Annotated in this window: 22 protein-coding genes; 17 read left to right on the plus strand and 5 right to left on the minus strand. The window is 68.9% G+C overall.

Annotated features, from left to right (window positions below; translation table 11 throughout):
• The 6 genes from odhB to PARHAE_RS17400 all read left to right on the plus strand — a co-directional run.
• Nucleotides 1–781 (plus strand): 2-oxoglutarate dehydrogenase complex dihydrolipoyllysine-residue succinyltransferase (gene odhB / locus PARHAE_RS17375; protein ID WP_241232867.1); only part of this gene is annotated, 781 nt, incomplete at its 5' end.
• Nucleotides 782–831: 50 nt separating this feature from the next.
• Nucleotides 832–1086 (plus strand): hypothetical protein, encoded by a 255-nt coding sequence (locus tag PARHAE_RS17380; RefSeq protein WP_126155823.1) that lies wholly within the window; start codon nt 832–834, stop codon nt 1084–1086.
• Nucleotides 1086–1475 carry an MAPEG family protein gene (locus PARHAE_RS17385; RefSeq protein ID WP_126155824.1) on the plus strand — a complete coding sequence of 130 codons (390 nt, stop codon included), beginning with the start codon at nt 1086–1088 and terminating at the stop codon, nt 1473–1475. The genes PARHAE_RS17380 and PARHAE_RS17385 overlap by 1 nt, the downstream gene beginning before the upstream one ends.
• Nucleotides 1476–1528: 53 nt before the next feature.
• Nucleotides 1529–2923, plus strand: a complete 1395-nt coding sequence (lpdA, locus tag PARHAE_RS17390; RefSeq protein WP_126155825.1) for a dihydrolipoyl dehydrogenase — start codon at nt 1529–1531, stop codon at nt 2921–2923.
• A gap of 70 nt (nt 2924–2993) precedes the next feature.
• On the plus strand, nt 2994–3452 hold the full coding sequence (locus PARHAE_RS17395; protein WP_126155867.1) for a lytic transglycosylase domain-containing protein: 459 nt from the start codon (nt 2994–2996) through the stop codon (nt 3450–3452).
• Between the two features lie 154 nt (nt 3453–3606).
• Nucleotides 3607–3939: a hypothetical protein gene (locus PARHAE_RS17400; RefSeq protein WP_126155826.1), complete on the plus strand. Its 333-nt coding sequence runs from the start codon at nt 3607–3609 to the stop codon at nt 3937–3939.
• A gap of 45 nt (nt 3940–3984) precedes the next feature.
• Here PARHAE_RS17400 and PARHAE_RS17405 read toward each other — a convergent pair whose 3' ends face one another.
• The gene (locus PARHAE_RS17405) at nt 3985–5187 is read right to left on the minus strand and encodes a phosphoglycerate kinase (protein WP_126155827.1); all 1203 of its coding nucleotides are present in this window, start codon (nt 5185–5187) and stop codon (nt 3985–3987) included.
• A 162-nt stretch (nt 5188–5349) separates the two neighbouring features.
• Between PARHAE_RS17405 and PARHAE_RS17410 the strand changes: the two genes are divergently transcribed.
• The 7 genes from PARHAE_RS17410 (at nt 5350) to glmM (ending at nt 13146) form a co-directional block, all read left to right on the plus strand.
• Complete coding sequence (locus PARHAE_RS17410) at nt 5350–5856, plus strand: peptidylprolyl isomerase (protein WP_126155828.1); 507 nt, start codon at nt 5350–5352, stop codon at nt 5854–5856.
• Complete coding sequence (locus PARHAE_RS17415; RefSeq protein ID WP_126155829.1) at nt 5849–6439, plus strand: peptidylprolyl isomerase; 591 nt, start codon at nt 5849–5851, stop codon at nt 6437–6439. The genes PARHAE_RS17410 and PARHAE_RS17415 overlap by 8 nt, the downstream gene beginning before the upstream one ends.
• 76 nt (nt 6440–6515) lie before the next feature.
• Entirely contained in the window at nt 6516–9059 is a 2544-nt protein-coding gene (locus tag PARHAE_RS17420; RefSeq protein ID WP_126155868.1) for a putative PEP-binding protein, read from the plus strand.
• 283 nt (nt 9060–9342) lie between these two features.
• Entirely contained in the window at nt 9343–10008 is a 666-nt protein-coding gene (locus PARHAE_RS17425; RefSeq protein ID WP_241232868.1) for a cell wall hydrolase, read from the plus strand.
• 46 nt (nt 10009–10054) lie between these two features.
• Nucleotides 10055–10831, plus strand: coding sequence for a dihydroneopterin aldolase (locus PARHAE_RS17430; RefSeq protein ID WP_164555306.1), 777 nt, complete (start codon nt 10055–10057; stop codon nt 10829–10831).
• Nucleotides 10828–11799, plus strand: coding sequence for a dihydropteroate synthase (gene folP, locus PARHAE_RS17435; protein ID WP_126155832.1), 972 nt, complete (start codon nt 10828–10830; stop codon nt 11797–11799). Before PARHAE_RS17430 ends, folP begins: the two co-directional genes overlap by 4 nt.
• Complete coding sequence (gene glmM, locus PARHAE_RS17440; RefSeq protein ID WP_126155833.1) at nt 11800–13146, plus strand: phosphoglucosamine mutase; 1347 nt, start codon at nt 11800–11802, stop codon at nt 13144–13146.
• A gap of 60 nt (nt 13147–13206) precedes the next feature.
• On the opposite strand, the gene PARHAE_RS17445 is transcribed toward glmM, so the two are convergent.
• Nucleotides 13207–14334 (minus strand): FAD-dependent monooxygenase, encoded by a 1128-nt coding sequence (locus PARHAE_RS17445; RefSeq protein WP_126155834.1) that lies wholly within the window; start codon nt 14332–14334, stop codon nt 13207–13209.
• 7 nt (nt 14335–14341) lie between these two features.
• Nucleotides 14342–14764 (minus strand): RNA polymerase-binding protein DksA, encoded by a 423-nt coding sequence (gene dksA / locus PARHAE_RS17450; protein WP_126155835.1) that lies wholly within the window; start codon nt 14762–14764, stop codon nt 14342–14344.
• Between the two features lie 161 nt (nt 14765–14925).
• On the opposite strand from dksA, the gene PARHAE_RS17455 reads away from it, so the two are divergent.
• The 3 genes from PARHAE_RS17455 (at nt 14926) to PARHAE_RS17465 (ending at nt 17584) form a co-directional block, all read left to right on the plus strand.
• Nucleotides 14926–15765, plus strand: coding sequence for an AAA family ATPase (locus PARHAE_RS17455; protein WP_126155836.1), 840 nt, complete (start codon nt 14926–14928; stop codon nt 15763–15765).
• Nucleotides 15762–16205 (plus strand): GNAT family N-acetyltransferase, encoded by a 444-nt coding sequence (locus tag PARHAE_RS17460; protein WP_164555307.1) that lies wholly within the window; start codon nt 15762–15764, stop codon nt 16203–16205. The genes PARHAE_RS17455 and PARHAE_RS17460 overlap by 4 nt, the downstream gene beginning before the upstream one ends.
• A 98-nt stretch (nt 16206–16303) precedes the next feature.
• The gene (locus PARHAE_RS17465) at nt 16304–17584 is read left to right on the plus strand and encodes an O-acetylhomoserine aminocarboxypropyltransferase/cysteine synthase family protein (RefSeq protein ID WP_126155837.1); all 1281 of its coding nucleotides are present in this window, start codon (nt 16304–16306) and stop codon (nt 17582–17584) included.
• A 27-nt stretch (nt 17585–17611) separates the two neighbouring features.
• Here PARHAE_RS17465 and PARHAE_RS17470 read toward each other — a convergent pair whose 3' ends face one another.
• On the minus strand, nt 17612–18622 hold the full coding sequence (locus PARHAE_RS17470) for an SIMPL domain-containing protein (RefSeq protein WP_126155838.1): 1011 nt from the start codon (nt 18620–18622) through the stop codon (nt 17612–17614).
• Nucleotides 18623–18810: 188 nt separating this feature from the next.
• Here PARHAE_RS17470 and PARHAE_RS17475 point away from each other — a divergent pair, with 188 nt between their 5' ends.
• Nucleotides 18811–21711: a hypothetical protein gene (locus tag PARHAE_RS17475; RefSeq protein ID WP_126155839.1), complete on the plus strand. Its 2901-nt coding sequence runs from the start codon at nt 18811–18813 to the stop codon at nt 21709–21711.
• A 5-nt stretch (nt 21712–21716) separates the two neighbouring features.
• Here the strand turns inward: PARHAE_RS17475 and PARHAE_RS17480 are convergent, their stop codons facing one another.
• Nucleotides 21717–22337 (minus strand): DUF1345 domain-containing protein, encoded by a 621-nt coding sequence (locus PARHAE_RS17480; protein ID WP_126155840.1) that lies wholly within the window; start codon nt 22335–22337, stop codon nt 21717–21719.
• Between the last annotated feature and the right edge of the window lie 30 nt (nt 22338–22367).

Raw genomic sequence — 22367 nt, forward strand, 5'->3', positions numbered from 1 at the left:
CGCCGGGGCGGGGGAGGCGGCTTTCGGCGCCGCAGCGGCCTTGGCGACGTCTTCCTTCATCACCCGCCCGGCCGAGGATGCCGCGCGCGAGGAACGCGTCAAGATGACCCGCCTGCGCCAGACCATCGCCCGGCGTCTGAAGGACGCGCAGAACACCGCCGCGATGCTGACCACCTATAATGAGGCCGACATGAGCGGCATCATGCAGCTTCGCAACGAATACAAGGACGCCTTCGAGAAGAAGCACAAGGTCAAGCTGGGCTTCATGTCCTTCTTCGTGAAGGCCTGCTGCCACGCCCTGAAGGAAGTCCCCGAGGTCAATGCCGAGATCGACGGCACCGACGTGGTCTACAAGAACTTCGTCAACATGGGCGTTGCCGTGGGCACGCCCTCGGGTCTGGTCGTGCCGGTCGTCCGCGACGCCGACCAGAAGGGCTTTGCCCAGATCGAGAAGGAAATCGCCGAACTGGGCGCCAAGGGCCGCGACGGCAAGCTGACCATGCAGGAAATGCAGGGCGGCACCTTCACGATTTCCAACGGCGGGGTCTATGGATCCTTGATGTCCTCGCCCATCCTGAACCCGCCGCAGTCGGGGATCCTGGGAATGCACAAGATCCAGGACCGCCCGGTCGTGGTCGGCGGGCAGATCGTCATCCGCCCGATGATGTATCTGGCGCTGTCCTATGACCACCGGATCGTCGACGGCAAGGGCGCCGTGACCTTCCTGGTCCGGGTGAAAGAGGCGCTGGAAGATCCCCGCCGCCTGCTGATGGATCTGTAAGCCACAGGGCACTGCCGCATGGCAGTGCCCTTTCCCGAAGGAGATAGGCCATGCAACTGATCGCCCATTACGCCGTCGCCGACTATGCCGCCTTCCGCACCGCCTTCGATGCGGATGCCGAGGATCGTGGCAACAACGGCCTGTCGCTGCTGCAATTGTGGCGAGAGGACAACGGGAACGCCTGGGCGCTGTATCAGGTGAACGACGCCAAGGCGGCGCGGGCCTATCTGTCGGGGGCCGCCGCGACCTTCAATGCGCAGGCAGGCGTCAGCGCGGCCGATTTCCATTTCGTCGAAACCGCGTGATGACCACCGAACTGACCGTTCTGGCCCTGGCGGGCCTGTTGCAGGCCGTCCAGTTTGCCGCCTTTTCGGTCGCGGCGAACATGCAGGTCGGCCCGAAGGTGGCGATGGGTCCGCGCGACGAGACGCCGAAGCTGACCGGCACCGCGGGCCGCCTGCAACGCGCGTTGGCGAACCACTTTGAAGGGCTGGTCCTGTTCACGCTGGCGGTCGTCGTGGTGACGCTGGGCGGGCAGGCCAGCGGCCTGACGGCGGCCTGCGCGTGGATTTATCTGCTGGCGCGGATCCTCTATGTCCCGGCCTATATCCTGGGCTGGATGCCCTGGCGGTCGGTGATCTGGGGGGTGGGTTTCGCGGCGACGATGGTGATGATAATCGCCGCGCTGATCTGACCGCGCGGCATCGACAACGCCCCAGGGGCGCGAGGGACAAGAAGGAGCAAGCCATGTCCACCTATGATCTGATCGTGATCGGCGCCGGGCCGGGCGGCTATGTCTGCGCCATCCGCGCGGCGCAACTGGGCCTGAAAGTGGCCGTCGTCGAGGGCCGCGAGACGCTGGGCGGCACCTGCCTGAACGTCGGCTGCATCCCCTCCAAGGCGCTGCTGCACGCCAGCCACCTGTTGCACGAGACGCACGAGAATTTCGAGAAGATGGGCCTGATGGGCGCCCATGTCACCGTCGATTGGCAGAAGATGCTGGGCTACAAGGCGGAAACCGTCGCGGGCAACACCAAGGGCATCGAATTCCTGTTCAAGAAGAACAAGATCGACTGGCTGAAAGGCTGGGCGGTGATCGAGGCCGCAGGCAAGGTCAAGGTCGGCGACACGACCCATGAGACGAAGAACATCGTCATCGCCAGCGGCTCGGTGCCGTCCGCGCTGAAGGGCGTTACGGTGGACAATGACGCGGGCGTGGTGGTCGATTCCACCGGCGCGCTGGCGCTGCCGAAGATCCCGAAATCCATGGTAGTGATCGGCGCGGGCGTGATCGGGCTGGAGCTTGGCTCGGTCTATGCGCGTCTGGGCGCCGAGGTGACGGTGGTCGAATACCTGGACGCGATCACGCCGGGCATGGACGGCGAGGTGCAGAAGCAGTTCCAGAAGATCCTGAGCAAGCAGGGCCTGAAGTTCGTCCTGGGCGCCGCCGTGTCGGGGGTCGAGGAGGCCCAGGGCGGGGCCAAGGTCGCCTATACCCTGCGCAAGGACGACAGCCAGCACAGCCTTGACGCCGAGGTGGTTCTGGTCGCGACCGGCCGCCGTCCCTATGTCGAAGGGCTGGGTCTGGACGCCTTGGGCGTGGCGCTGACCGATCGCGGCTTCGTCAAGATCGACGACCATTGGCAGACCAGCGTGAAGGGCATCTATGCGATCGGCGACGCAGTGCCTGGCCCGATGCTGGCCCACAAGGCCGAGGACGAGGGCATGGCGGTGGCCGAGGTCATCGCGGGCAAGCATGGTCATGTGAACTATGCCGTGATCCCCGGCGTGATCTACACCACCCCCGAAGTCGCCAGCGTCGGCCTGACCGAGGAATCGGCCAAGGCGGACGGGCGCAAGATCAAGGTCGGCAAGTTCCCCTTCATGGGCAACGCACGGGCCAAGGCGATGATGCAGGCGGACGGCTTCGTCAAGCTGATCGCGGATGCGCAAACCGACCGGATCCTGGGTTGCCACATCATCGGCCCGAATGCCGGAGAGATGATCCACGAGGTCTGCGTGGCGATGGAATTCGGCGCCGCCGCCCAGGATCTGGCGCTGACCTGCCACGCGCATCCGACCACCTCGGAAGCGGTGCGGGAAGCGGCGCTTGCCTGCGGCGACGGGGCGATCCATGTCTGACCTGGAAAGGGGGGCGCTGCCCCCCTCGACGCTGACGCGTCTCACCCCTCGGGATATTTCCGCACAGAAGATGGGGCGTCGAGGGCTGATCCTGGCGGTGCTGGCCCTGGCGGCCTGCGGCGGCGGGCAGCGGATGCCGGACGGGCTGGGCCGCAACGGACTTTACCCCAACGAAACGCCGGAACTGCGGTCGCGTATCAATTACTGGTCGCGCCATTACGAGGTTCCCTCGGCGATGGTGCAGCGGATCATCCTGCGCGAATCGCAGCACCGGCCCGGCGCGCGCAACGGTCCTTACTATGGGCTGATGCAGATCAATCCGCAGACCGCCCGCACCATGGGCCATCGCGGTTCCCCCGCCAGCCTGCTTGATGCGGACACCAACCTGCGCTATGGCGTCAAATATCTGCGCGGCGCCTGGATGGTGGCGGACGGCAACCCGGACAAGACGGTGATGTGGTATTCGCGCGGCTATTACTATGAAGCCAAGCGCAAGGGGCTGTTGAAGCAGACCGGGCTGAGGGGCTGACAGGCCTGCCATGCGGAACGAAGGGCGCCCTGGGGGCGCCTTTTTCATGGGCTGGGCGGGATCGGTAAAACCTTAGGAAGTTGGAATTTGGTGCCGGGCGCAAGCTGGGTTAAGAAATGATGAAGGCATTGTTTCACATCAACCCGGAGGCGTCATGCAGACCAGCATCTCCGTCGTTCACGTTACGCCCGTCACGCCGACATCCACCGCCGCCGTGTCGCTGATCCCCAAGGTGGCGCCCGTCTCGCTGTTCGAGGATGTCATCGAACGCATCACGCCGCCGCTGGAATTCCGGGCATGGATGGAAAAGCTGAAAACCTATGCCGAGGCCGCGCGCGGCACCCAGCCGGCCGATCCGCCGTCGGTCGCCGAGGCAGAGCAGGCCGCGCCCGCCATGCCCCAGCGGAAGCCCGTGGCAGACCCGGTCCCGGTCCCAGCGGAAGGCCCCACCCAGGATGCGATGGCGCACAGCCAGCGAACCGCCTGACGCCGGGGCCGCGCGGCCCGGCGCCAGGCAGGGCGGCTTGTCGGATCAGTGCTTCGCGTCCTTCAGTGCCGCGACACCGGGCAGTTCCTTGCCCTCCATCCATTCCAGGAAAGCGCCTCCGGCGGTCGAGATGAAGGTGAAGTCCCCCGCGACGCCCGCCTTGTTCAGCGCGGCAACGGTATCCCCGCCTCCGGCCACGGAAATCAGCTTGCCGTCGCGGGTCAGCGATGCGGCCGCCTGCGCCGCCGCATTGGTGGCGCGGTCGAACGGCTCGATCTCGAAAGCGCCGAGGGGTCCGTTCCAGATCAGCGTCTTGCATTTGGCCATCGCGTCCCGCAGCGCGTCGACCGTGGCGGGACCGGCGTCCAGGATCATCGCGTCGACCGGGCATTGATCGACCGGCAGCACCTGGGATTCCGCGCCCGCCTTGAATTCGCGCGCCACCACGATGTCCAGCGGCAGATGGATCACGCAGCCGCCCTGGTCGGCCTTGTCCAGGATTTGGCGCGCAGTGTCGGCCATGTCGCGTTCGGCCAGCGACTTGCCGACCTCGACCCCCTTGGCGACAAGGAAGGTGTTGGCCATGCCGCCGCCGATCACCAGATGGTCCACCTTGTCGACCAGGTTCATCAGCAGATCCAGCTTGGTCGAGACCTTGGCCCCGCCCACCACCGCCATCACCGGACGAAGCGGATTGCCAAGCGCCGCATCCAGCGCCTTCAGCTCGGCCTCCATCAGCCGTCCCGCGCCCGAGGGCAGAAGCCGCGCCAAACCCTCGGTCGAGGCATGGGCGCGATGCGCGGCGGAAAAGGCGTCGTTGATATAAACCTTGCCAAGCGCCGCGATGGATGCGGCGAAAGTCGGGTCGTTGGCTTCCTCGCCCTCGTGAAAGCGGGTGTTTTCCAGCAGCGCCACATCGCCGGGCTTCAGGTCGGCCACCACGCGCTTGGCCGGGCCGCCGATGCAGTCGTCGGCGAAGGCGACCGGCTGGCCCAAGGCGGCCTCCAGCGCGGGGACGATCTGCTTCAGGCTCATCGACTCGACCCGCTTGCCCTTGGGGCGATCGAAATGGGCCAGCAGCACCGGGATGCCGCCGCGCGCCTGGATGTCCTTGACCGTCGGCACGATCTTTTCGATCCGCGTCGCGTCGGTCACGCGGCCGTCTTCAACCGGCACGTTCACATCCACGCGGGTCAGGACGACCTTGCCGTCCATGTCCAGATCGTCAATCGTCTTGAAGTCGGCCATCGTGTCGTCCTTTCGGGCATTTGGGCTTGGATGGCTTGTCCCGCATGGGCGTCCCGGCGTCAACTCTCGCGTAAGTATGATCCCGCCGTGAACGGGTTTGCGCGTTGCCCTTGGGGCGGCAAAGCCCTAGACCAAGGACCGAACGTGGCAAAGGAGGGCCGCATGGCCGAGATCAAGGATCCCGAAAACACCATCATCATCCAGTTGAAGGACGGTCCCGTCGTCATCGAACTGCTGAGCGATGTGGCCCCGAAACATGCCGAACGCATGAAGGAACTGGCCCGCGCCGGGAAATACGACAACGTGGCCTTCCACCGCGTGATCGAGGGCTTCATGGCCCAGACCGGCGACGTGCAGCACGCCAACATGGAAAACAACTACAACCCCGGCCGGTCCGGCACCGGCGGTTCCGACCTGCCCGACCTTCCGGCGGAATTTTCCAAGCTGCCGCATGATCGCGGCACCCTGGGCGCGGCGCGGTCGCAGAACCCCAACAGCGCCAACAGCCAGTTCTTCATCAACTTCAAGGACAACCATTTCCTGAACGGCCAGTACACCGTCTATGGCCGGGTGATTTCGGGGATGGAGCATGTGGACAAGATCGCGCGGGGCGAACCGCCTGCGAACCCGGACCGCATGATCAGCGTCAAGGTGGCGGCCGATGCGTAAGCTGCTGATCCCCGCACTGGTGCTGGCCGCATCGGCGGCCCATGCCCAGGCCCCCGCCCATGAGGACGGCCCCGGCCCGAACATGGTGATCGAGGTCGCCGCCGCCGATGGTACGCCCAAGGGCACCATCACGCTGGATCTGCTGGCCGACAAGGCGCCGAACCATGTCGCCCGGCTGGTGGAACTGGCCAAGGCCGGGGCCTATGACGGCGTGGTGTTCCACCGCGTCATCGACGGCTTCATGGCCCAGACCGGCGACGTCGAACATGGCAAGCAGGGCGGCGCCAGCGTCAGCATGGCGGGCATGGGCGGATCCGACCTGCCGGATCTGGAAGCCGAGTTCAACGATGTCTCGTTCCAGGCGGGCACCGTCGGCATGGCCCGCGCCCAGGATCCGAACAGCGCCAACAGCCAGTTCTTCATCGACCTGGCGCCCGCGACCTTCCTGGACGGGCAATACACGGTCGTCGGCCAGCTGATCGACGGCTGGGACGTGCTGAACCAGGTCAAGAAGGGCGATGCGAACGCCAACGGCGCGGTCGAAAGCCCCGATTACATGGCCAAGGTCACGATCGTCGAATAAGACAGGACGAAGGGGGCCGCGGCCCCCTTTTTCGCGCTTGCGGCATCGGCTGCCCAACGCCTATCTTGCGCGCGACATGGACCCGCGCAACCTTCCCGATGTGACGGAAATCACCCCCTCGGCCGGGGTCGAACGCGCCTGTCATGGCTGGCGGGCGAAATGCCTGCAACGGCTTGTCAGGATGCACCTGCCGGTGCCGCGCAGCTTCGCCATCCCCTCGGAATCCGTGCAATCCATCGCCACCGGCAAGCGCGTCGATCTGGGCGCGCTGTCCGAGCTGTTCGCGGAAGGCGACGGGCTGGTCAGCGTTCGCCCCTCGGCGCTGATGCCCGAATGGGGCGGGCCGGGCACGATCCTGAACGTCGGCATCAACGACCGGACCCACGACCGCCTGGCCCGACGCATCGGCAAGGAAAACGCGGACACGCTGTATCGCCGCTTCGTCCAGGGCTATGCCATCCACATCGCCCGGCTGGATCCCGACATGTTCGCCCAGGAGGGCGAGGACGCCCTGGCCGAGGCCCTGCGCAGCTATCGCGAGGAAACCGACGAGGATTTCCCCCAGGATCCCGCCACCCAACTGGCCGAGGTTCTGCGGTCCATGGCCCGCGCTTGGGACGGCCCGACCGCGCGGCTGCTGCGCCAGGCCAAGGGCGCGCCCCCCGATGCGCCGCTGGGGCTGGTGGTGCAGCAGATGGCGCTTGGCCTGGGGCCGGGCCTTTGCGGGTCGGGCAGCATCCAGTTCGTCGATTCCGTCACCGGCACCCCCCGCATCACCGGCCGCTTCCGCCGCCAGCATCACGGCGGCACCCAGGGCGCCGACGCCCAGACCCAGTTCCTGACCCGCGACGAACGCGGCCCCTCGCTTGAGGATACCGCGCCCGAGGTCTTTGCCGACCTGATCCGCTTTGGCGTCGCCGCCCGCGAACGCCTGCGCGAGGAGATGCAGATCGAATTCGTGGTGGTCGACGGCCAGGTCTCGGTCATCGACGCCACGCGGGTGCAGCGCAGCTCTCGGGCCGGGATCCGCATCGCGGTGGCCCTGGCGCGCGACGGCATCATCCCGGAATCCGAGGCGGTGATGCGCGTCGAACCCCGCGCGCTGGCCGACCTTCTGCACCGCCAGGTCGATCCGCGCGCCCCGCGCGAGGTGATCGCGCGCGGCATCAACGCCAGCCCCGGCGCCGCGACCGGCCGGATCGTCTTCACCGCCGCCGCCGCCCAAGCCGCCGCCGCGCGGGACGAGGCCTGCATCCTGGTCCGCCGCGAAACGGTCCCGGAAGACGTGCGCGGGATGCACGCCTCCGTCGGGGTGCTGACCGAACGCGGCGGCACCACCAGCCACGCGGCGGTGATCGCGCGCGGCATGGGCCTGCCCTGCATCGTCGGCGCCACCGGGATCAGCATCGACGCCCGGCAGCGGACCCTGCGCGCGGGCGCCACCACCCTGCTGGAAGGCGACGAGATCACCATCGACGGATCGACCGGAGAGGTTCTGGCGGGCCGCGTTCCCCTGCTGGAGCCGGCGCTTGACGACAATTTCACGCAACTGCTGGACTGGGCCGACGCGGCCGGGGGCATCAGCGTGCGCGCCAATGCCGACACGCCCGAGGACGCCCGCACCGCGCGGCGCTTCAATGCGCAGGGCATCGGGCTGTGCCGGACCGAGCATATGTTCTTCGATGCCGACCGCCTGCCCGCCATGCGCGAGATGATCTTTGCCGACAAGCCCGAGGATCGGCGCCTGGCCCTGGACCGGATCCTGCCCATGCAGCGCCAGGATTTCACCGCCCTGTTCGAGATCATGGCGGGGCTGCCCGTCACCATCCGACTGTTCGACCCGCCGCTGCACGAATTCCTGCCCCATGACCGCGAAGGCTTGCGCGAACTGGCCGATTCGATGGACCTGCCGCTGTCCGACGTGACCCGCCGGGTCGAGGCGCTGTCGGAATTCAACCCGATGCTGGGAATGCGCGGGGTCCGATTGGGGATCACCGTTCCCGAAATCTATGACATGCAGGCCCGCGCCATCTTCGAGGCCACCGTGGACGCCAGCCGCAAGGGCGATCCGGTGGTGCCCGAGATCATGATCCCGCTGGTCAGCGCCATGCGAGAGGTCGAGCTGGTCAAGAACCGCATCGACGCCGTGGCCGCCGAGGTCAGGAACGACCGCCGCACCGATTTCGCCTATCGCCTGGGGGTGATGGTGGAAACGCCGCGCGCCTGCCTGCGGGCGGGCGACATCGCCGCGCATTCCGCCTTCCTGTCCTTCGGCACCAATGACCTGACGCAGATGACCTATGGGTTGTCGCGCGACGATGCCGGACGGTTCATGGGCACCTATGTCGGTCAGGGCGTCTATGCCGAGGATCCGTTCCACTGCCTGGATCAGGACGGCGTGGGGGAATTGCTGCTGACCGGGGCGCAGCGCGCGCGCGCGCAGCATCCCGGCATCACCATCTCGGTCTGCGGGGAACATGGCGGCAACCCCGAATCCATCGGCTTCTGCCATGATGCGGGTTTCGACTATGTGTCCTGTTCGCCGTTCCGGGTGCCGGTGGCGCGCCTGGCGGCGGCCCACGCAGCCCTGCGTGCGGGTCGCCGCGATACGGTTTCCTGACCGATTCGAGGCCGCGTCTCGGATTTTTCGGCGTTGTGACAGCGCCTTAACAAACCCGCGATGGTTGTCTTCTTGCCGAAACTTGCCGGTTTCGCGCCTGAAGGTCGGCGGGATGCTGCCGGAAACGGCCGGTTTCGGCCCTTAAAGGGGTTTCACGAACAAGTTCCGTGGCGGGGCCAATTCCTAAAACCGTAATCATTTCGCCAGCCGCCGCGCCATCCTTCTGCTCGGGACCGCGGCGATCTTAACACCCTGTCCATTCGACACGGCTATAGGAATGAATATGGAAACGCTGCTTCAGCGGCTGGCGCCGTTTTGCCTGTGCGCCGCTGCCCTGACCTTCACGGCGACAGGCGCCATTGCGGGCAACGGATCGTTGTTCGCATCCGATACCGGCCTGTTCGGCGCCGCGCCCAAGACGCAGGCCGCCCCGCGACCGACGCCGGTTCTATACACCGGCAATGAACCTGTGAAGGCCGAAACCGCCGTCGCCGACGACAAACCGCAGGCCCAACTGCTGCTGGCCAGCACCGGCAAGGCGACGCGGGGCCGGTTCGACGAACGCGACCTCAACTGCATGGCCGAGGCGATCTATCACGAAGCGCGCGGCGAAAGCACCCAGGGCCAGGCCGCCGTGGCCGAGGTGATCCTGAATCGCGTCGAAAGCCGGCAATTCCCGTCCTCGGTCTGCGGGGTGGTGAACCAGCCCAGCCAGTTCAGCTATACCATCGGCGGCCGCAAGGCGATCGGCAACAAGGCCGCCTATCTGCGCGCCCGCGAGATCGCCCGCCGGGCGCTTGGCGGCGCGCCGCGCGTCCTGACCGGCGGGGCCACCTATTTCCACACGCCCGCCGTCCGCCCCGACTGGTCGCGCCGCTTCCAGCGCACCGTGCGGATCGGACAGCACATCTTCTATCGCCCCGGCGGCCAGCGCGTCGCGTCGAACTGACGCCGGGCTTGCCTGCCGCCTGGTTTTCCTGTGAATGGCAGGCATGATGAGCCAGCCCGACCGCATCCACCTGCGCGACCACCTTGTCGAAGCCGACATCGGCGCCTTCCAGTCCGAACGCGGCCGCACCCAGCGGCTGCGGTTCTCGCTGACGGTGGACCTGCGCGATCCGGTCGATGCCGGGGACGATCATGTGGACCGGATCCTGTCCTATGACGTGCTGGTCCAGGCGGTCGAAACCGCGCTTGCCGATCAGCGCTACAATCTGGTGGAAACCCTGGCCGAACGCATCGCGGCCGAGGTTCTGGCCCATCCCCAGGCGGCCAGCATCGCCGTGACGGTGGAAAAGCTGGATCGCGGGCCGGGCGCGCTTGGCATCACCATCACGCGCGAGGCCGGCCGGATGCCGGTCGCCCGGCATGTGCTGCCCGTGCGGATCGTCGTGGGACAGCCCGCCGCCTTGCCGCCAGGCGCGGTGATCGTAATCCCCGATGCGCCACCCCCCCTGCCCGGCGGCGGGGATCCCCGGCGAATTGCCTTGCTGGGATTCGACCAGGCGGCCTGGATCCTGTGCGCCCGGCTGGGGATCGAGGTCGCCGAGACCCGCACCGAACTGGACGCCGCGATCCGCGCGGAATCGCCCGTGGTCTGGGCGCCCGCAAGGCTGGCGGTCGAGGCGCCCTCGGTCGCGCCCCAGGCCGCGCCTCTCGCCTTCTGGCTGGCCGCGCGCCTGTCCGCCACCCGCGTCGATATCGCATCCGACGCGCCCCTGCCCGACGCGCCCGACGGCATCGCCCTGGGCCGGATCGCGGGCGCGGCATGAACGTCTATGCCCGTCCCATCCCGCTGCCCCATGGCCGATACCCCTTGGCGGGCGGCTGGACGCGCTTTTCGCAGGTCGAGATCCTGGAACGCGGCAAGCCCCCTCGGATCAGCGACGACATCCCCCCCGACCTGCTGGACCGCCTGACCGCGCGGCGCCCGGCCGTCGCGGGCTTGCCTTTGGACAGGCCGCGCGTGATGGGCATCGTCAACGCGACGCCCGACAGCTTTTCGGACGGCGGGCGGTATGACGCCGCCAGCCACGGCGCGGATCTGATCCGGGACGGGGCCGACATCCTGGACATCGGCGGCGAATCGACCCGTCCCGGCGCGGCCGAGGTGCCCGCGACCGAGGAAACCGCCCGCATCGTCCCGGCGATCCAGGCTCTGGCCCATATCCCCGTCTCGGTCGATACGCGCAAGGCCGCCGTTGCCCGCGCCGCGCTGAAGGCGGGCGCGGCGATGGTCAACGACGTGTCGGGCTTCGATTTCGACCCCGCGCTGGCGCAGGTGGTCGCCGACGCCAGGGTGCCGGTCTGCCTGATGCATGCGCAGGGCCTGCCCGCGACGATGCAGGACGATCCGCGCTATGATGACGTGCTGCTGGACGTGTATGACGCGCTGGAGGCGCGGATCCGGCGGGCCGAGGCGGCGGGCATTCCGCGCGCGCGCATCGTCGTCGATCCGGGCATCGGCTTCGGCAAGACGCAGGCGCATAATCTTGCCATCCTGCGGCGGATTTCGCTGTATCATGGCTTGGGCTGCGCGATCCTGCTGGGCGTCTCGCGCAAGCGGTTCATCGGGACGATCGGCGGGGCGGACGACCCGGCCGATCGGTCGCCGGGAACGCTTGCGCTGACGCTGGCGGCTGTGGCGCAGGGGGTGCAAATCCACCGCGTCCACGATGTGCGGGGACTGATTCAAGGACTGCGGCTGTGGCAGGCCGTCAACAACGAAAAGGCAGACTAGATGAGCAGAGGCTTGTTCGGGACAGACGGCGTGCGCGGGCGCGCTAACACCCATCCCATGACCGCCGAGATGGCGCTGCGGCTGGGCGCGGCGGCGGGGCGCTATTTCCGGCGCGAGGGCGACGACAGCGCGCATCGCGTGGTGATCGGCAAGGACACGCGCCTGTCGGGATACATGCTGGAAAACGCCCTGACCGCCGGGCTGACCAGCACCGGCATGAATGTGCTGCTGCTGGGTCCAGTGCCCACCCCCGCCGTGGGGTTCCTGACCCGGTCGATGCGGGCGGATGTGGGCATCATGATTTCCGCCAGCCACAACCCGGCCGAGGATAACGGCATCAAGTTCTTCGGCCCCGACGGCTTCAAACTGTCGGACGAGGCCGAGGCCGCCATCGAAGCCATCGTCGCGGGCGACATCATCCCCGCCCAGCCCGCCAATATCGGCCGCGCCAAGCGGATCGAGGACGGGCGCGGCCGCTATGTCGAATATGCCAAGACCACCTTTCCGGCCGGACGACGGCTGGACGGGCTGCGCGTCGTGATCGACTGCGCGAACGGCGCGGCCTATCGCGCCGCCCCGGACGTGCTGTGGGAACTGGGCGCCGAGGTGATCCCGATCGGGGTGGACCCCGACGGGCGCAACATCAACGCGGGCGTGGGTTCGACCCACCCCGAGGCCTGCGCCGCGGCGGTCCTGGCCCATGGCGCGCATCTGGGCATCAGCCTGGACGGCGACGCGGACCGGGTCATCATCATCGACGAAAAGGGCCGGGTGGCCGACGGCGACCAGATCATGGCGCTGATGGCGGCCCGCTGGGCGGCTCAGGGACGGCTGCGGGGCGACGCCCTGGTCGCCACCGTGATGTCGAACCTGGGGCTGGAACATTTCCTGTCGGGGCGCGGCCTGCGGCTGGAACGCACCAAGGTCGGCGATCGCTATGTGGTCGAACGGATGCGAGAGGGCGGCTTCAACCTGGGCGGCGAACAGTCCGGCCATATCGTGATGACCGACTATGCCACCACCGGCGACGGGCTGATCGCGGCGATGCAGTTCCTGGCCGCCATGGCCGAGACCGGGGACAGCGCCAGCACCCTTGCCGCGCAATTCGACCCGGTGCCGCAGATGCTGAAGAACGTCCGCTATGCCGCCGGCGCCGACCCGCTGTCGGCGGTCGAGGTGCGCGCCGTCATCGCCGACGCCGAGGCGCGGCTGGCGGGCACGGGCCGCGTGCTGATCCGCAAATCCGGCACCGAGCCCCTGATCCGCGTGATGGCCGAGGCCGAGAACGAGGCGGTTCTGCGCGAGGTCGTGGACGGAATCGTCGCGGCGGTGGAAAAGGCCGCCTGAGGCGGCAAGGCCGGGGGTTTCACATCCCCGGACCCCCGTGGGATATTTCCGCACAGAAGATCAGGACATTTCCGTCACGGGATCGAAGTCATAGATCCAGTCGAAGCGCGACAGGATCGCCCCCGGCGCCAGTTTGCCGCCCAGGCGCAGTGCGGCATGGGCGGCCAGCCGTTTCGGCCCCGTCAGGTGATAGTTGCGGGCGTTGTCGTTCGCGGCGGCGACGATGCGGGCCGCGCGCGGCTTGCGCAGCGATTCGTATCGCGCCAGGGCTGCGGGCTGGTCGGGGGTCGCGTCCAGACAGGCGGCCAGCGTCCAGGCATCCTCTATCGCCATGCAGGCGCCCTGCGCCATGAAGGGCAGCGTCGGGTGGGCGGCGTCGCCCAGGATCGCCATGCGGCCGTCCTGCCAGCGGGACGCGACCTCGTGCCGGAACAGGCCCCAGACATGGACGGCATCGACCCGCGCCAGCCAGCCCGGAACCGGACCGCCGAACCCGGCGAAGGCCCCGCGCAGGTTGGCGGGATCGTCGGGATGCGACCAGCCTTCGTCGCGCCAGTCGCGGGTTTCCAGAACGGCCACGATATTGCGCAGCCCGCCCGACAGCGGATAGCTGACCAGATGGCGGCCCGGTCCCATGAAGACCTGCGCCTCGGGCGTGTCGTCATCATCGGCGATGACGGCGCGCCAGGCGGTCTGGCCGGTGAAGAACGGCACCTCGCGCCCGTTCAGCGCTGCGCGGATGCGGCTGTGCAGCCCGTCGGCGCCGATCAGAAGGGGCGCTTCGGGCGGGATTTCGACCGTCCGGTCCAGATGGATCGTCACGCCCTGTTCGCGGGCGGATTGTTCCAGAACCTCGATCAGGCGGGCGCGGTGGATCAGCCGGAAGGGGGCGCCGGGCCGGTGGCGGGCCAGATCCAGCCGCACGACCTGGGCGCCCGCAGCCTCGCGCAGGACGACGGCGCGGCTGGGCAGGGACACCGCGTCAAGCGCGGGCAGCAGGCCAAGCGCCTGCATGACGCGCAGCGCGTTGGGGGACAGTTGCAGGCCCGCGCCGACCTCGGTGATGGCGGGGGCGCGTTCCAGGACGTCGACCTGGGCGCCGCGCCGGCGCAGGGCGATGGCGGCCGTCAGGCCCGCGACGCCGCCGCCGACGATGGTGACAGGTCGTGCGTGCAGGGCGCCGCCCATGGCCGCGTCAGTCGTCGCGATGGACGCGTTCGCGGCGTTCGTGGCGTTCCTGCGCTTCCAGCGTCATGGTGGCGATGGGCCGCGCGTCCAGGCGCTTCAGGCTGATCGGTTCCCCGGTCATCTCGCAATAACCGTATTCGCCCGTCTCGATCCGGCGCAGAGCCGCGTCGATCTTGCTGACCAGCTTGCGCTGGCGGTCGCGGGTGCGCAGTTCCAGCGCGCGGTCGGTTTCCTCGGACGCGCGGTCGGCCAGGTCGGGCACCGAGCGGGCGCTGTCCTGCAAGCCTTCCAGCGTTTCGGCGGATTGATCCAGCAACTCCTGCTTCCAGGCTTCCAGCTTGCGCCGGAAATATTCAAGCTGCCGGTCGTTCATGAACGGCTCATCCTCGGCGGGACGATAGTCCTGGGGAAGGAAGGTCTGGGCTTTCATAAATCCTCTCCGGCGGCGCCGGGCTGGACTGCGAACCGGCACCTTGCGCGCCCCCTTAAAGTATGACGTGCTGCTTGTCACTAGGCGAAACGAACATGAACGGAGGACGGGCATCCCATGCGTTGTTTTCCTTCAAGTATCTCACCTGAAAGGAGAGTTTGATGCAGTTCACCGGCACCGGCCGATATGTCGCCCCGCCCGACCTGGCGATTGCCGTCAATGCCGCCGTGACGCTGGAACGTCCGCTGCTGGTCAAGGGAGAACCGGGAACCGGCAAGACCGAGCTGGCCCGGCAGGTGGCCGACAGCCTGGGCCTGCCGATCATCGAATGGCACGTCAAATCAACGACCAAGGCGCAACAGGGGTTGTTTGAATACGACGCGGTGTCGCGGCTGCGCGACAGCCAGCTGGGCGATGCGCGGGTCCATGATGTCGGCAACTACATCCGCCAGGGCAAGCTGTGGCAGGCCTTCACCGCGCCGCAGAAGGTGGTCCTGCTGATCGACGAGATCGACAAGGCCGACATCGAGTTCCCCAATGATCTGCTGCAGGAACTCGACCGGATGGAGTTTCACGTTTACGAGACGGGCGAAACGATCCGCGCCGCGCACCGGCCGGTGGTCATCATCACCTCGAACAACGAAAAGGAATTGCCGGACGCCTTCCTGCGGCGCTGCTTTTTCCACTACATCCGCTTTCCCGATGCCGACACGCTGCGCGCCATCGTCGAGGTGCATTATCCCGGCCTGAAGCGCGCCCTGCTGGACCAGGCGCTGACCCAGTTCTTCGATCTGCGCGAGACGCCGGGGCTGAAGAAAAAGCCCTCGACCAGCGAATTGCTGGACTGGCTGAAGCTGATCCTGGCCGAGGATCTGGCGCCCGAGGATCTGAAGCGCGATCCCCAGACCATGCTGCCCCGCCTGCATGGCGCGCTGTTGAAGAACGAACAGGACGTGGCGCTGTTCGAGAAGCTGGCCTTCATGGCGCGGAGGCAGCGATGATCGTCCGGCCGCTGCGCACCGAGGACAAGGACCAGTGGCAGGCGCTGTATGACGCCTATCACAGCTTCTACGATCGGCCCGGCCTGCCGCAGGAGTTCTTCGATGCGGCCTTCGCACGGCTGACGGCGGGGGATCCGGGCGATTTCCATTGCCTGGTGGCCGATGACGGCGGGGCGCTGCTGGGCCTGACGCATTACGTCTTTCACCCGCATCTGTGGTTCCCCGAGGGCACCTGTTATCTGCAAGACCTGTTCACCGCCGATGGCGCGCGGGGGCGTGGGGTGGGCCGGGCGCTGATCCAGGGCGTCTATGCCGCCGCCGATGCGGCGGGCCGTCCGCGCGTCTATTGGCTGACGCAGGAATTCAACTATGCGGGGCGGATGCTCTATGACCGGGTTGGGGTGCGGACGCCCTTCATCCGCTATAACCGGCCGTTGTAGAACGTGGCGGCCGGGCCGCCCCGGCAAAAGAGATTTCTTTGCCGTTGCGGGACTTGGCCCCGTCGGCCTAGGCTCTGCCCGACCAGAAGGAGGGGCAGATGACCCAGGGCTTTGACACGACAGCGATTCACGCGGGCACGGAGCCCGATCCGGCGACCGGCGCGCGGCAGGTGCCGATCTATCAGACCACATCCTATGTCTTCAAGGACGCCGACCACGCCGCGCGGCTGTTCGGGCTGCAAGAGGTCGGATACATCTATTCGCGCCTGACCAACCCAACCGTCGCCGCCTTGCAGAACCGCATCGCGGCGCTTGAAGGAGGCGCGGGGGCGGTCTGCTGTTCGTCGGGCCATGCGGCGCAGATCATGGCGCTGTTCCCGCTGATGGGACCGGGGCTGAACATCATCGCCTCGACCCGGCTGTACGGCGGGACCGTCACGCAGTTCAGCCAGACCATCAAGCGGTTCGGCTGGTCGGCGAAATTCGTCGATTTCGACGATCTGGAGGCCCTGCGCGCCGCCATCGACGGCGACACCCGCGCGATCTTCTGCGAATCGATCAGCAATCCCGGCGGCTATGTCACCGACATCCCGGCGGTGGCCGACATCGCAAAGACCGCAGGCATCCCGCTGATCGTGGACAATACGCTGGCGACGCCCTATCTGTGCAAACCCATCGAACAGGGCGCCACCCTGGTCGTCCACAGCCTGACCAAATACATGACCGGCAACGGCACGGTCACCGGCGGCGCGGTGGTGGACAGCGGCAGCTTCGATTGGTCGGCCTCGGGCAAGTTCCCCAGCCTGTCGGACCCGGAACCCGCCTATCACGGCCTGAAATTCCACGAGACCTTCGGCAATCTGGCCTTCACCTTTCACTCCATCGCCATTGGCTTGCGCGACTTGGGCATGACGATGAACCCGCAGGGCGCCCATTACACGCTGATGGGGATCGAGACGCTGGGCCTGCGCATGGCCCGCCATGTCGAAAACGCCCAGAAGGTCGCGGAATGGCTGGAAAAGGATCCGCGCGTCACGGCCGTGACCTATGCGGGGCTGGCGTCCTCGCCCTGGAGCGCGACGGCGAAGCGGCTGTATCCCAAGGGCGCGGGGGCGCTGTTCACCTTTGCGGTCAAGGGCGGCTATGACGCGGCAGTCAAGGTGGTCGGCGCGCTGAAGCTGTTCAGCCATGTCGCGAACCTGGGCGACGCGCGGTCGCTGGTGATCCATTCGGCATCGACCACCCACCGCCAGCTGACCGAGGATCAGCAGCGCGCCGCAGGGGCCGCCCCCGACCTGCTGCGCCTGTCCATCGGCATCGAGGATCCGGCGGACCTGATCGCCGACCTGGATCAGGCCCTGGCCGCCGCGGTGGCATAGGAAAGGGGGCCGAAGCCCCCTGCCCGATCAATTCGCGGGGGTCTGCCCTTCGGCCGGGGGCGTGCCCATCGGCACCACCGGCTGGCCGGGTTCCGGCGCGCCGGTATCGGTGCCCAGCGGCGGCGGCACGTCGCCCGGCACGGGCACGCCCGCATCGTCGCCCGGCACGGGCGCATCCGCGTCATCCCCCGGCACGGGCGCGCCCGTGTCATCGCCCGGCATCGGCGGGTGGCCCTCGGGAAGGCCGTGGTTGTGGTGGCCACGACCGCCCTTGCCGCCCATCGGGCCGCAGTCCTGCCCGCCCAGGGCGAACTGCATCTCGACCAGGGCGGACAGCGCCACCTCGCCCGCCGCGATCGGCACCTTGGCGGAATCCGCGGCGGCCCGCGCCTCCATCATCATCGGACGCGGTCCTTCAGGCGTCGGCGTGTCGCGCAGCACCAGCACCGGGCCAAGCGTCAGGCCCGCAGCCTCGGCCAGAACCTCGGCCTTGTGGCGCGCGTCCTCGACCGCCGCGCGGCGGGCTTCGTCCTCGGTCGCGCTGCTGTCGTCGCGGATGAAGCTGATGCCGTTGATCTCGTTCGCGCCTGCGGCGACGATGGCATCCAGCACCTCGCCCAGGCGGGCCACGTCCTTGACGCGCACCGACACCATGTTGCTGGCCTGATAGCCGGTCACCGTGGGCGCGCGCCCTTCGCCGTAATCCATCACCGGGTTCAGGTTCAGACCCGAGGTCTGGACATCCGCCGCATCGATCCCCGCGCCCGCCAGCGCCTCGAACACCGCCGTCTGCTGCTGCGAATTCTGGCGCATCGCGTCGGCGGCACCGGCGGCCTGGGTGGTGACGCCCAGCTGGATGGTCGCCAGGTCGGGGGCCACGCGCGCTTCGCCCTGGCCGGTCACGGTCAGGCGCGACATGCCGGGATGGCACGTGCCATGCCCGCCCTTGCCGGGCGCGGCCATCGCCGGGGCGCCAAGCGCCAGCGCCGTTGAGGCCACCAGGGCGGCCCGTGCCAGCCTGCGCGGAAACTGTGTCATGTCTCTGTCCTCTTTGCGGAAATTTCCCTGGCCCCACTAACCGCGATCCTGCCGGGAAGTTCAAAGCAAATGCGTTCACGGATCCGCCAGTTTGGCTTTCCTCAACCGGCGAAATCCGCTAAATCTGGGGTAATCAAACCAAATCGCGGACCCATAGAACACGCGATCATCATGAGCAGTGATCCACCATGAACAGACATATCGCCCCGCCCGATTTCGCCATGAGCTTTACGTCCGAGGCGGTCATGCTGGAACACCGCGACGGCCTGGGGTGGCGGCCCCTGGGCCAGGCGCCCTTCGCGGGCCGCGAGATGACCGCCCGGTTGGCCGCGCTGCGCGACCAGGCGGGCGCGCCGCCCAGCCAGCTGGACACCGTGCTGGTCATTCCCGACGACCAGATCCTGTACAGCACGCTGACGGTTCCGGTTGGATCGGATACGCCCCTGGCCATCGCCCGCGCGCTTGAGGGGATGACTCCCTATGCGGCGGACGAACTGGCCTTCGACTGGTGCCCCTCGGCCAGCGGCGATATCGAGACGCTGCGCATCGCCGCCGTCGCCCGCCGGACCCTGGAAGAGGCCGAGGATTTCGCCCGGTCCCAGGGCTTCCGCCCCTCGGGCTTCGTGGCGCGTCCGGGGGACGACCGCTTCGACGGCCAGCCCGATTTCGGCCCCAGCCGCCTGGCCGAGGATCAGGTCACCCGCCCGCCCTTCAGCCAGCCCGACCTGACCCAGGCGCGCGTGACCGATCCGGTGGTGGCCGTCCCGGAACCCGCCGGGACCAAGGCCGAGGCGCCCGCCGTCATCAGCCGCATCGTGCCGCATGTGGTGGCGGTTCCGCCGGTCAAGGCCAGCCCCGAACCGGAACAACCCGCAGCGAAACCTTCTGTCGGGCCTGTCTCTGAACCTGCCGCCGCCACCGCCGCCAGCGTGATCCGCCACAAAGAGGTCAAGTCCCCCGTCGCGGCCCCCCGCCCCCTGTCTCCGCGCGCCCAGGCCGTCCACGACCGCGCCCGAGAAGCCCGCGCCCGGCCCGCCGCGCCGCAGGACGCCGTGGCCGCCGAATCCCTGATGGCCCGCCTGCGTCGCCTGGATCCGGGCCGCTTGCCGGTCCTGATGGGGATCCTGGTTCTGGGCCTTGTCGCGGTGCTGGCCTTCTTCGGCGCGCCGTCGAACGAAGAAGCGCCGGTGGCAACGACGCAGCCTGTGGCCGTCCCCGACCTGCCCGCCGATCCGGCACCAGAGCTGGCGGCGACGGCCCCCGCCCCGGATCAGGCGGCGGTTCTTCCGCCCGCCGTCGATCCTGTCGCAGCCGATCCCGCCGCGGAACCCCGCCAGGCCGAGGCTGCGGCCGAACCGGCCGAGGTCGCGGCAGTCCCTGTCGCCGCGCCGACGGCGCCGGTGGAACAGGAACCCGCCCCGGTTGCGGCGGCTCCGGTCCCGGTTCCGGCCGATCCCGCGACCGCACTTTCCGCCGCTCGTCCCCAGCCCACGCCGCAGCAGCCTGCCCCCGCGCCGCAGCCTGCCACACCGACCGCGCAGGGCGACGACGCCCTCAGCCAGGCGCTGACCGAAGCGATGGCCGCGGCCCCCGCCGCCACTTCCGCGACCCAAAGGCCGATCAGCGCGGCCACCATGACGGAAGCGCCCGCACCCGCTCCGGCCGCAACGCCTGCCCCGGCAGCGACGGCCCCGGCGACCGCTGTCCCTGCGACGCGAGTGACGCCACCGGCGCAGCGGCTGGCCAGTTCCGCCCGTCCGCCGCGCGTGGCCCCGGTGCGGGCGGCGGCCCCGGCGCCCGCCGATGCGCGCCCGGTGGTTCCCGCCAGCCCGCCGCCCTTCGCGGAACGCGCCCGCCCGCAGACCCCCGCGCGGTTGACCGGATCGCGTCCGCCGGAACGTCCGGCCTCGGTCACGCCTGCCAGCAGCCCGGCCCGCGCGCCTGAAGCCGCCCCTGCCGCCGACCCGGCCCGCGCTGCGCCGCCTGCCGCGTCTTCCGGCAGGCCGCCCGCGCGGCCCCAGCGGCAAAGCCTGATCGAGGAAGGCAGCCGGTCCGAGGATGGCCAGCCGACTCGCCTGAGCCAGGCCGAACGCCGCGCCTTGACCGACCTGCTGCGCGACCTGCGCACCGCCCAGGCGGGGGCGCGGGGCCTCGGCGATGCGGAACGCGGCGCGGTGATCCGGCTGGCCGAGGCCCGCCCGTCCCGCAAGCCCATGGCGGTCGGCGGGCCGTCGCAACAGGCGGTGCGCGATGCGGTCGCGGCGGCCGTCGCCGATGCGCCCCGTGCCCGGTCGGGTCTGGGGCAATCGGCCCGGCCCCATGCGCGGCCCGGCGGGGCGCGCCCTGCCGTCCGCAGCGATCCCGGCCCCGGCAGCGCCAGCCTGTCGGGCGGGGCCATCGACCGGGCCGTCGCCGCAGCCGTTTCGGAAAGCTCTCCTCTGCCGGGCGCCGTCGCTTTGACGGCGCTTCGTTCATCTGCGCTGCCGCCGCGCCGTGCGGCGGGCGCCGGGGCCGCCGCAGTGGCGGCCGCCGTGGCCGCAGCCCCGTTGGCCCCCACCGCCGACGACCTGCGCGCCGCCGCCCAGGCGCAGTCGCAAGAGGCTGCCTTGGCCGAACAGCGCCGCCAGGACGCCGAATTGCAGGCCCAGGCCGAGGCCCGCGCCCGCGCCCGTGCCGCCCAGGACGCCCAGGCCGAGGCGCAGGCCCGCGCCCAGGCCGAAGCCCGCGCCCGCGCCCAAGCCGAAGCAGAAGCGCGCGCCGCAGCCGCCCGTCAGCAGCGCTATGCCCCGCCCGAGGCCGAGGACGAACCCGAGGTCACCGCCGCCATCCCCGACGGGCGCACGCCGACCACGGCCGGAGTCGCTGCGACGGTCAAGGACGGCATCCAGATCAACCGCACCCAGATCATCGGCACCATCGGCGCGGGCAAGGCCAGCCGCGCGCTTGTGCGGCTGTCGAACGGCCGCGTCCTGACCCTGCGTCTGGGCGACAAGATCAACGGCGGCACCATCACCGACATCGGCGACAGCCGCATCACCTTCGTCAAGGGCGGCCAGGCGCAGGCCCTGTCGGTGCTGGGCGGGCGCTGATCCCGTCAGCCCTGCGACAGCGCGACATTGACCGCCAGGGCCAGAAGCACGGTGTTGAAAAAGAACGACAGCGCCGAATGCAGCACCACCACGCGGCGCAGCCGGGTATCACGGATCGCCACGTCCGATGTCTGGGCCGTCATGCCCAGGGTCATGCTGAAATAGATGAAATCCCATGGCCCCGGATCCCTGGTTCCGGGAAAATCCAGGCCCCCCGCGCGCTGCCCGGCTTCGACGGCATAGAACAGCCGCGCGTAATGGAACGCCATCACCATGTGCAGCGTGGCCCAGCCCAGCGGGACCGAGGCGACGGCCATCGCCGGGCGCAGCCAGCCCGCCCCGGTCCTGTCCCCCAGCGTGCCGAACACCGCCCACAGGCACAGCGCCACCGCGCCCACGGCCAGCAGCACGATGACATGGCCGCCCTCGTCATCCTCGGTCCCGTGACGGCGCAGGTCGGCGCCTGTCAGGCGATGGGCGAAGCGCGCCGCCAAGGCCAGATAGGCGGCAAAGAACAGGTTGCCGCCCGCCAGCGTGCGGTCGATCAGCGCCATCGGCAGCGCCAGACCCGCCGCAACCCCCACCGCCAGGGCGGCCAGGAACCGGGCATGACGGCGCCAGTTCATCCCAAGGCCCGACCGTCGCGCGCCGGCCGA

Source organism: Paracoccus haematequi, from assembly GCF_900631945.1.
Taxonomy (GTDB): Bacteria; Pseudomonadota; Alphaproteobacteria; order Rhodobacterales; family Rhodobacteraceae; genus Paracoccus; species Paracoccus haematequi_A.

Excerpts from the sequence above, each read along its gene's own strand:
- PARHAE_RS17380 (WP_126155823.1), top strand. The coding sequence starts at position 832 with ATGCAACTGATCGCCCATTACGCCGTCGCCGACTATGCCGCCTTCCGC.
- PARHAE_RS17385 (WP_126155824.1), top strand. The coding sequence starts at position 1,086 with ATGACCACCGAACTGACCGTTCTGGCCCTGGCGGGCCTGTTGCAGGCC.
- lpdA (WP_126155825.1), top strand. The coding sequence starts at position 1,529 with ATGTCCACCTATGATCTGATCGTGATCGGCGCCGGGCCGGGCGGCTAT.
- PARHAE_RS17395 (WP_126155867.1), top strand. The coding sequence starts at position 2,994 with ATGGGGCGTCGAGGGCTGATCCTGGCGGTGCTGGCCCTGGCGGCCTGC.
- PARHAE_RS17400 (WP_126155826.1), top strand. The coding sequence starts at position 3,607 with ATGCAGACCAGCATCTCCGTCGTTCACGTTACGCCCGTCACGCCGACA.
- PARHAE_RS17405 (WP_126155827.1), bottom strand. The coding sequence starts at position 5,187 with ATGGCCGACTTCAAGACGATTGACGATCTGGACATGGACGGCAAGGTC.
- PARHAE_RS17410 (WP_126155828.1), top strand. The coding sequence starts at position 5,350 with ATGGCCGAGATCAAGGATCCCGAAAACACCATCATCATCCAGTTGAAG.
- PARHAE_RS17415 (WP_126155829.1), top strand. The coding sequence starts at position 5,849 with ATGCGTAAGCTGCTGATCCCCGCACTGGTGCTGGCCGCATCGGCGGCC.
- PARHAE_RS17420 (WP_126155868.1), top strand. The coding sequence starts at position 6,516 with ATGGACCCGCGCAACCTTCCCGATGTGACGGAAATCACCCCCTCGGCC.
- PARHAE_RS17425 (WP_241232868.1), top strand. The coding sequence starts at position 9,343 with ATGGAAACGCTGCTTCAGCGGCTGGCGCCGTTTTGCCTGTGCGCCGCT.
- PARHAE_RS17430 (WP_164555306.1), top strand. The coding sequence starts at position 10,055 with ATGAGCCAGCCCGACCGCATCCACCTGCGCGACCACCTTGTCGAAGCC.
- folP (WP_126155832.1), top strand. The coding sequence starts at position 10,828 with ATGAACGTCTATGCCCGTCCCATCCCGCTGCCCCATGGCCGATACCCC.
- glmM (WP_126155833.1), top strand. The coding sequence starts at position 11,800 with ATGAGCAGAGGCTTGTTCGGGACAGACGGCGTGCGCGGGCGCGCTAAC.
- PARHAE_RS17445 (WP_126155834.1), bottom strand. The coding sequence starts at position 14,334 with ATGGGCGGCGCCCTGCACGCACGACCTGTCACCATCGTCGGCGGCGGC.
- dksA (WP_126155835.1), bottom strand. The coding sequence starts at position 14,764 with ATGAAAGCCCAGACCTTCCTTCCCCAGGACTATCGTCCCGCCGAGGAT.
- PARHAE_RS17455 (WP_126155836.1), top strand. The coding sequence starts at position 14,926 with ATGCAGTTCACCGGCACCGGCCGATATGTCGCCCCGCCCGACCTGGCG.
- PARHAE_RS17460 (WP_164555307.1), top strand. The coding sequence starts at position 15,762 with ATGATCGTCCGGCCGCTGCGCACCGAGGACAAGGACCAGTGGCAGGCG.
- PARHAE_RS17465 (WP_126155837.1), top strand. The coding sequence starts at position 16,304 with ATGACCCAGGGCTTTGACACGACAGCGATTCACGCGGGCACGGAGCCC.
- PARHAE_RS17470 (WP_126155838.1), bottom strand. The coding sequence starts at position 18,622 with ATGACACAGTTTCCGCGCAGGCTGGCACGGGCCGCCCTGGTGGCCTCA.
- PARHAE_RS17475 (WP_126155839.1), top strand. The coding sequence starts at position 18,811 with ATGAACAGACATATCGCCCCGCCCGATTTCGCCATGAGCTTTACGTCC.
- PARHAE_RS17480 (WP_126155840.1), bottom strand. The coding sequence starts at position 22,337 with ATGAACTGGCGCCGTCATGCCCGGTTCCTGGCCGCCCTGGCGGTGGGG.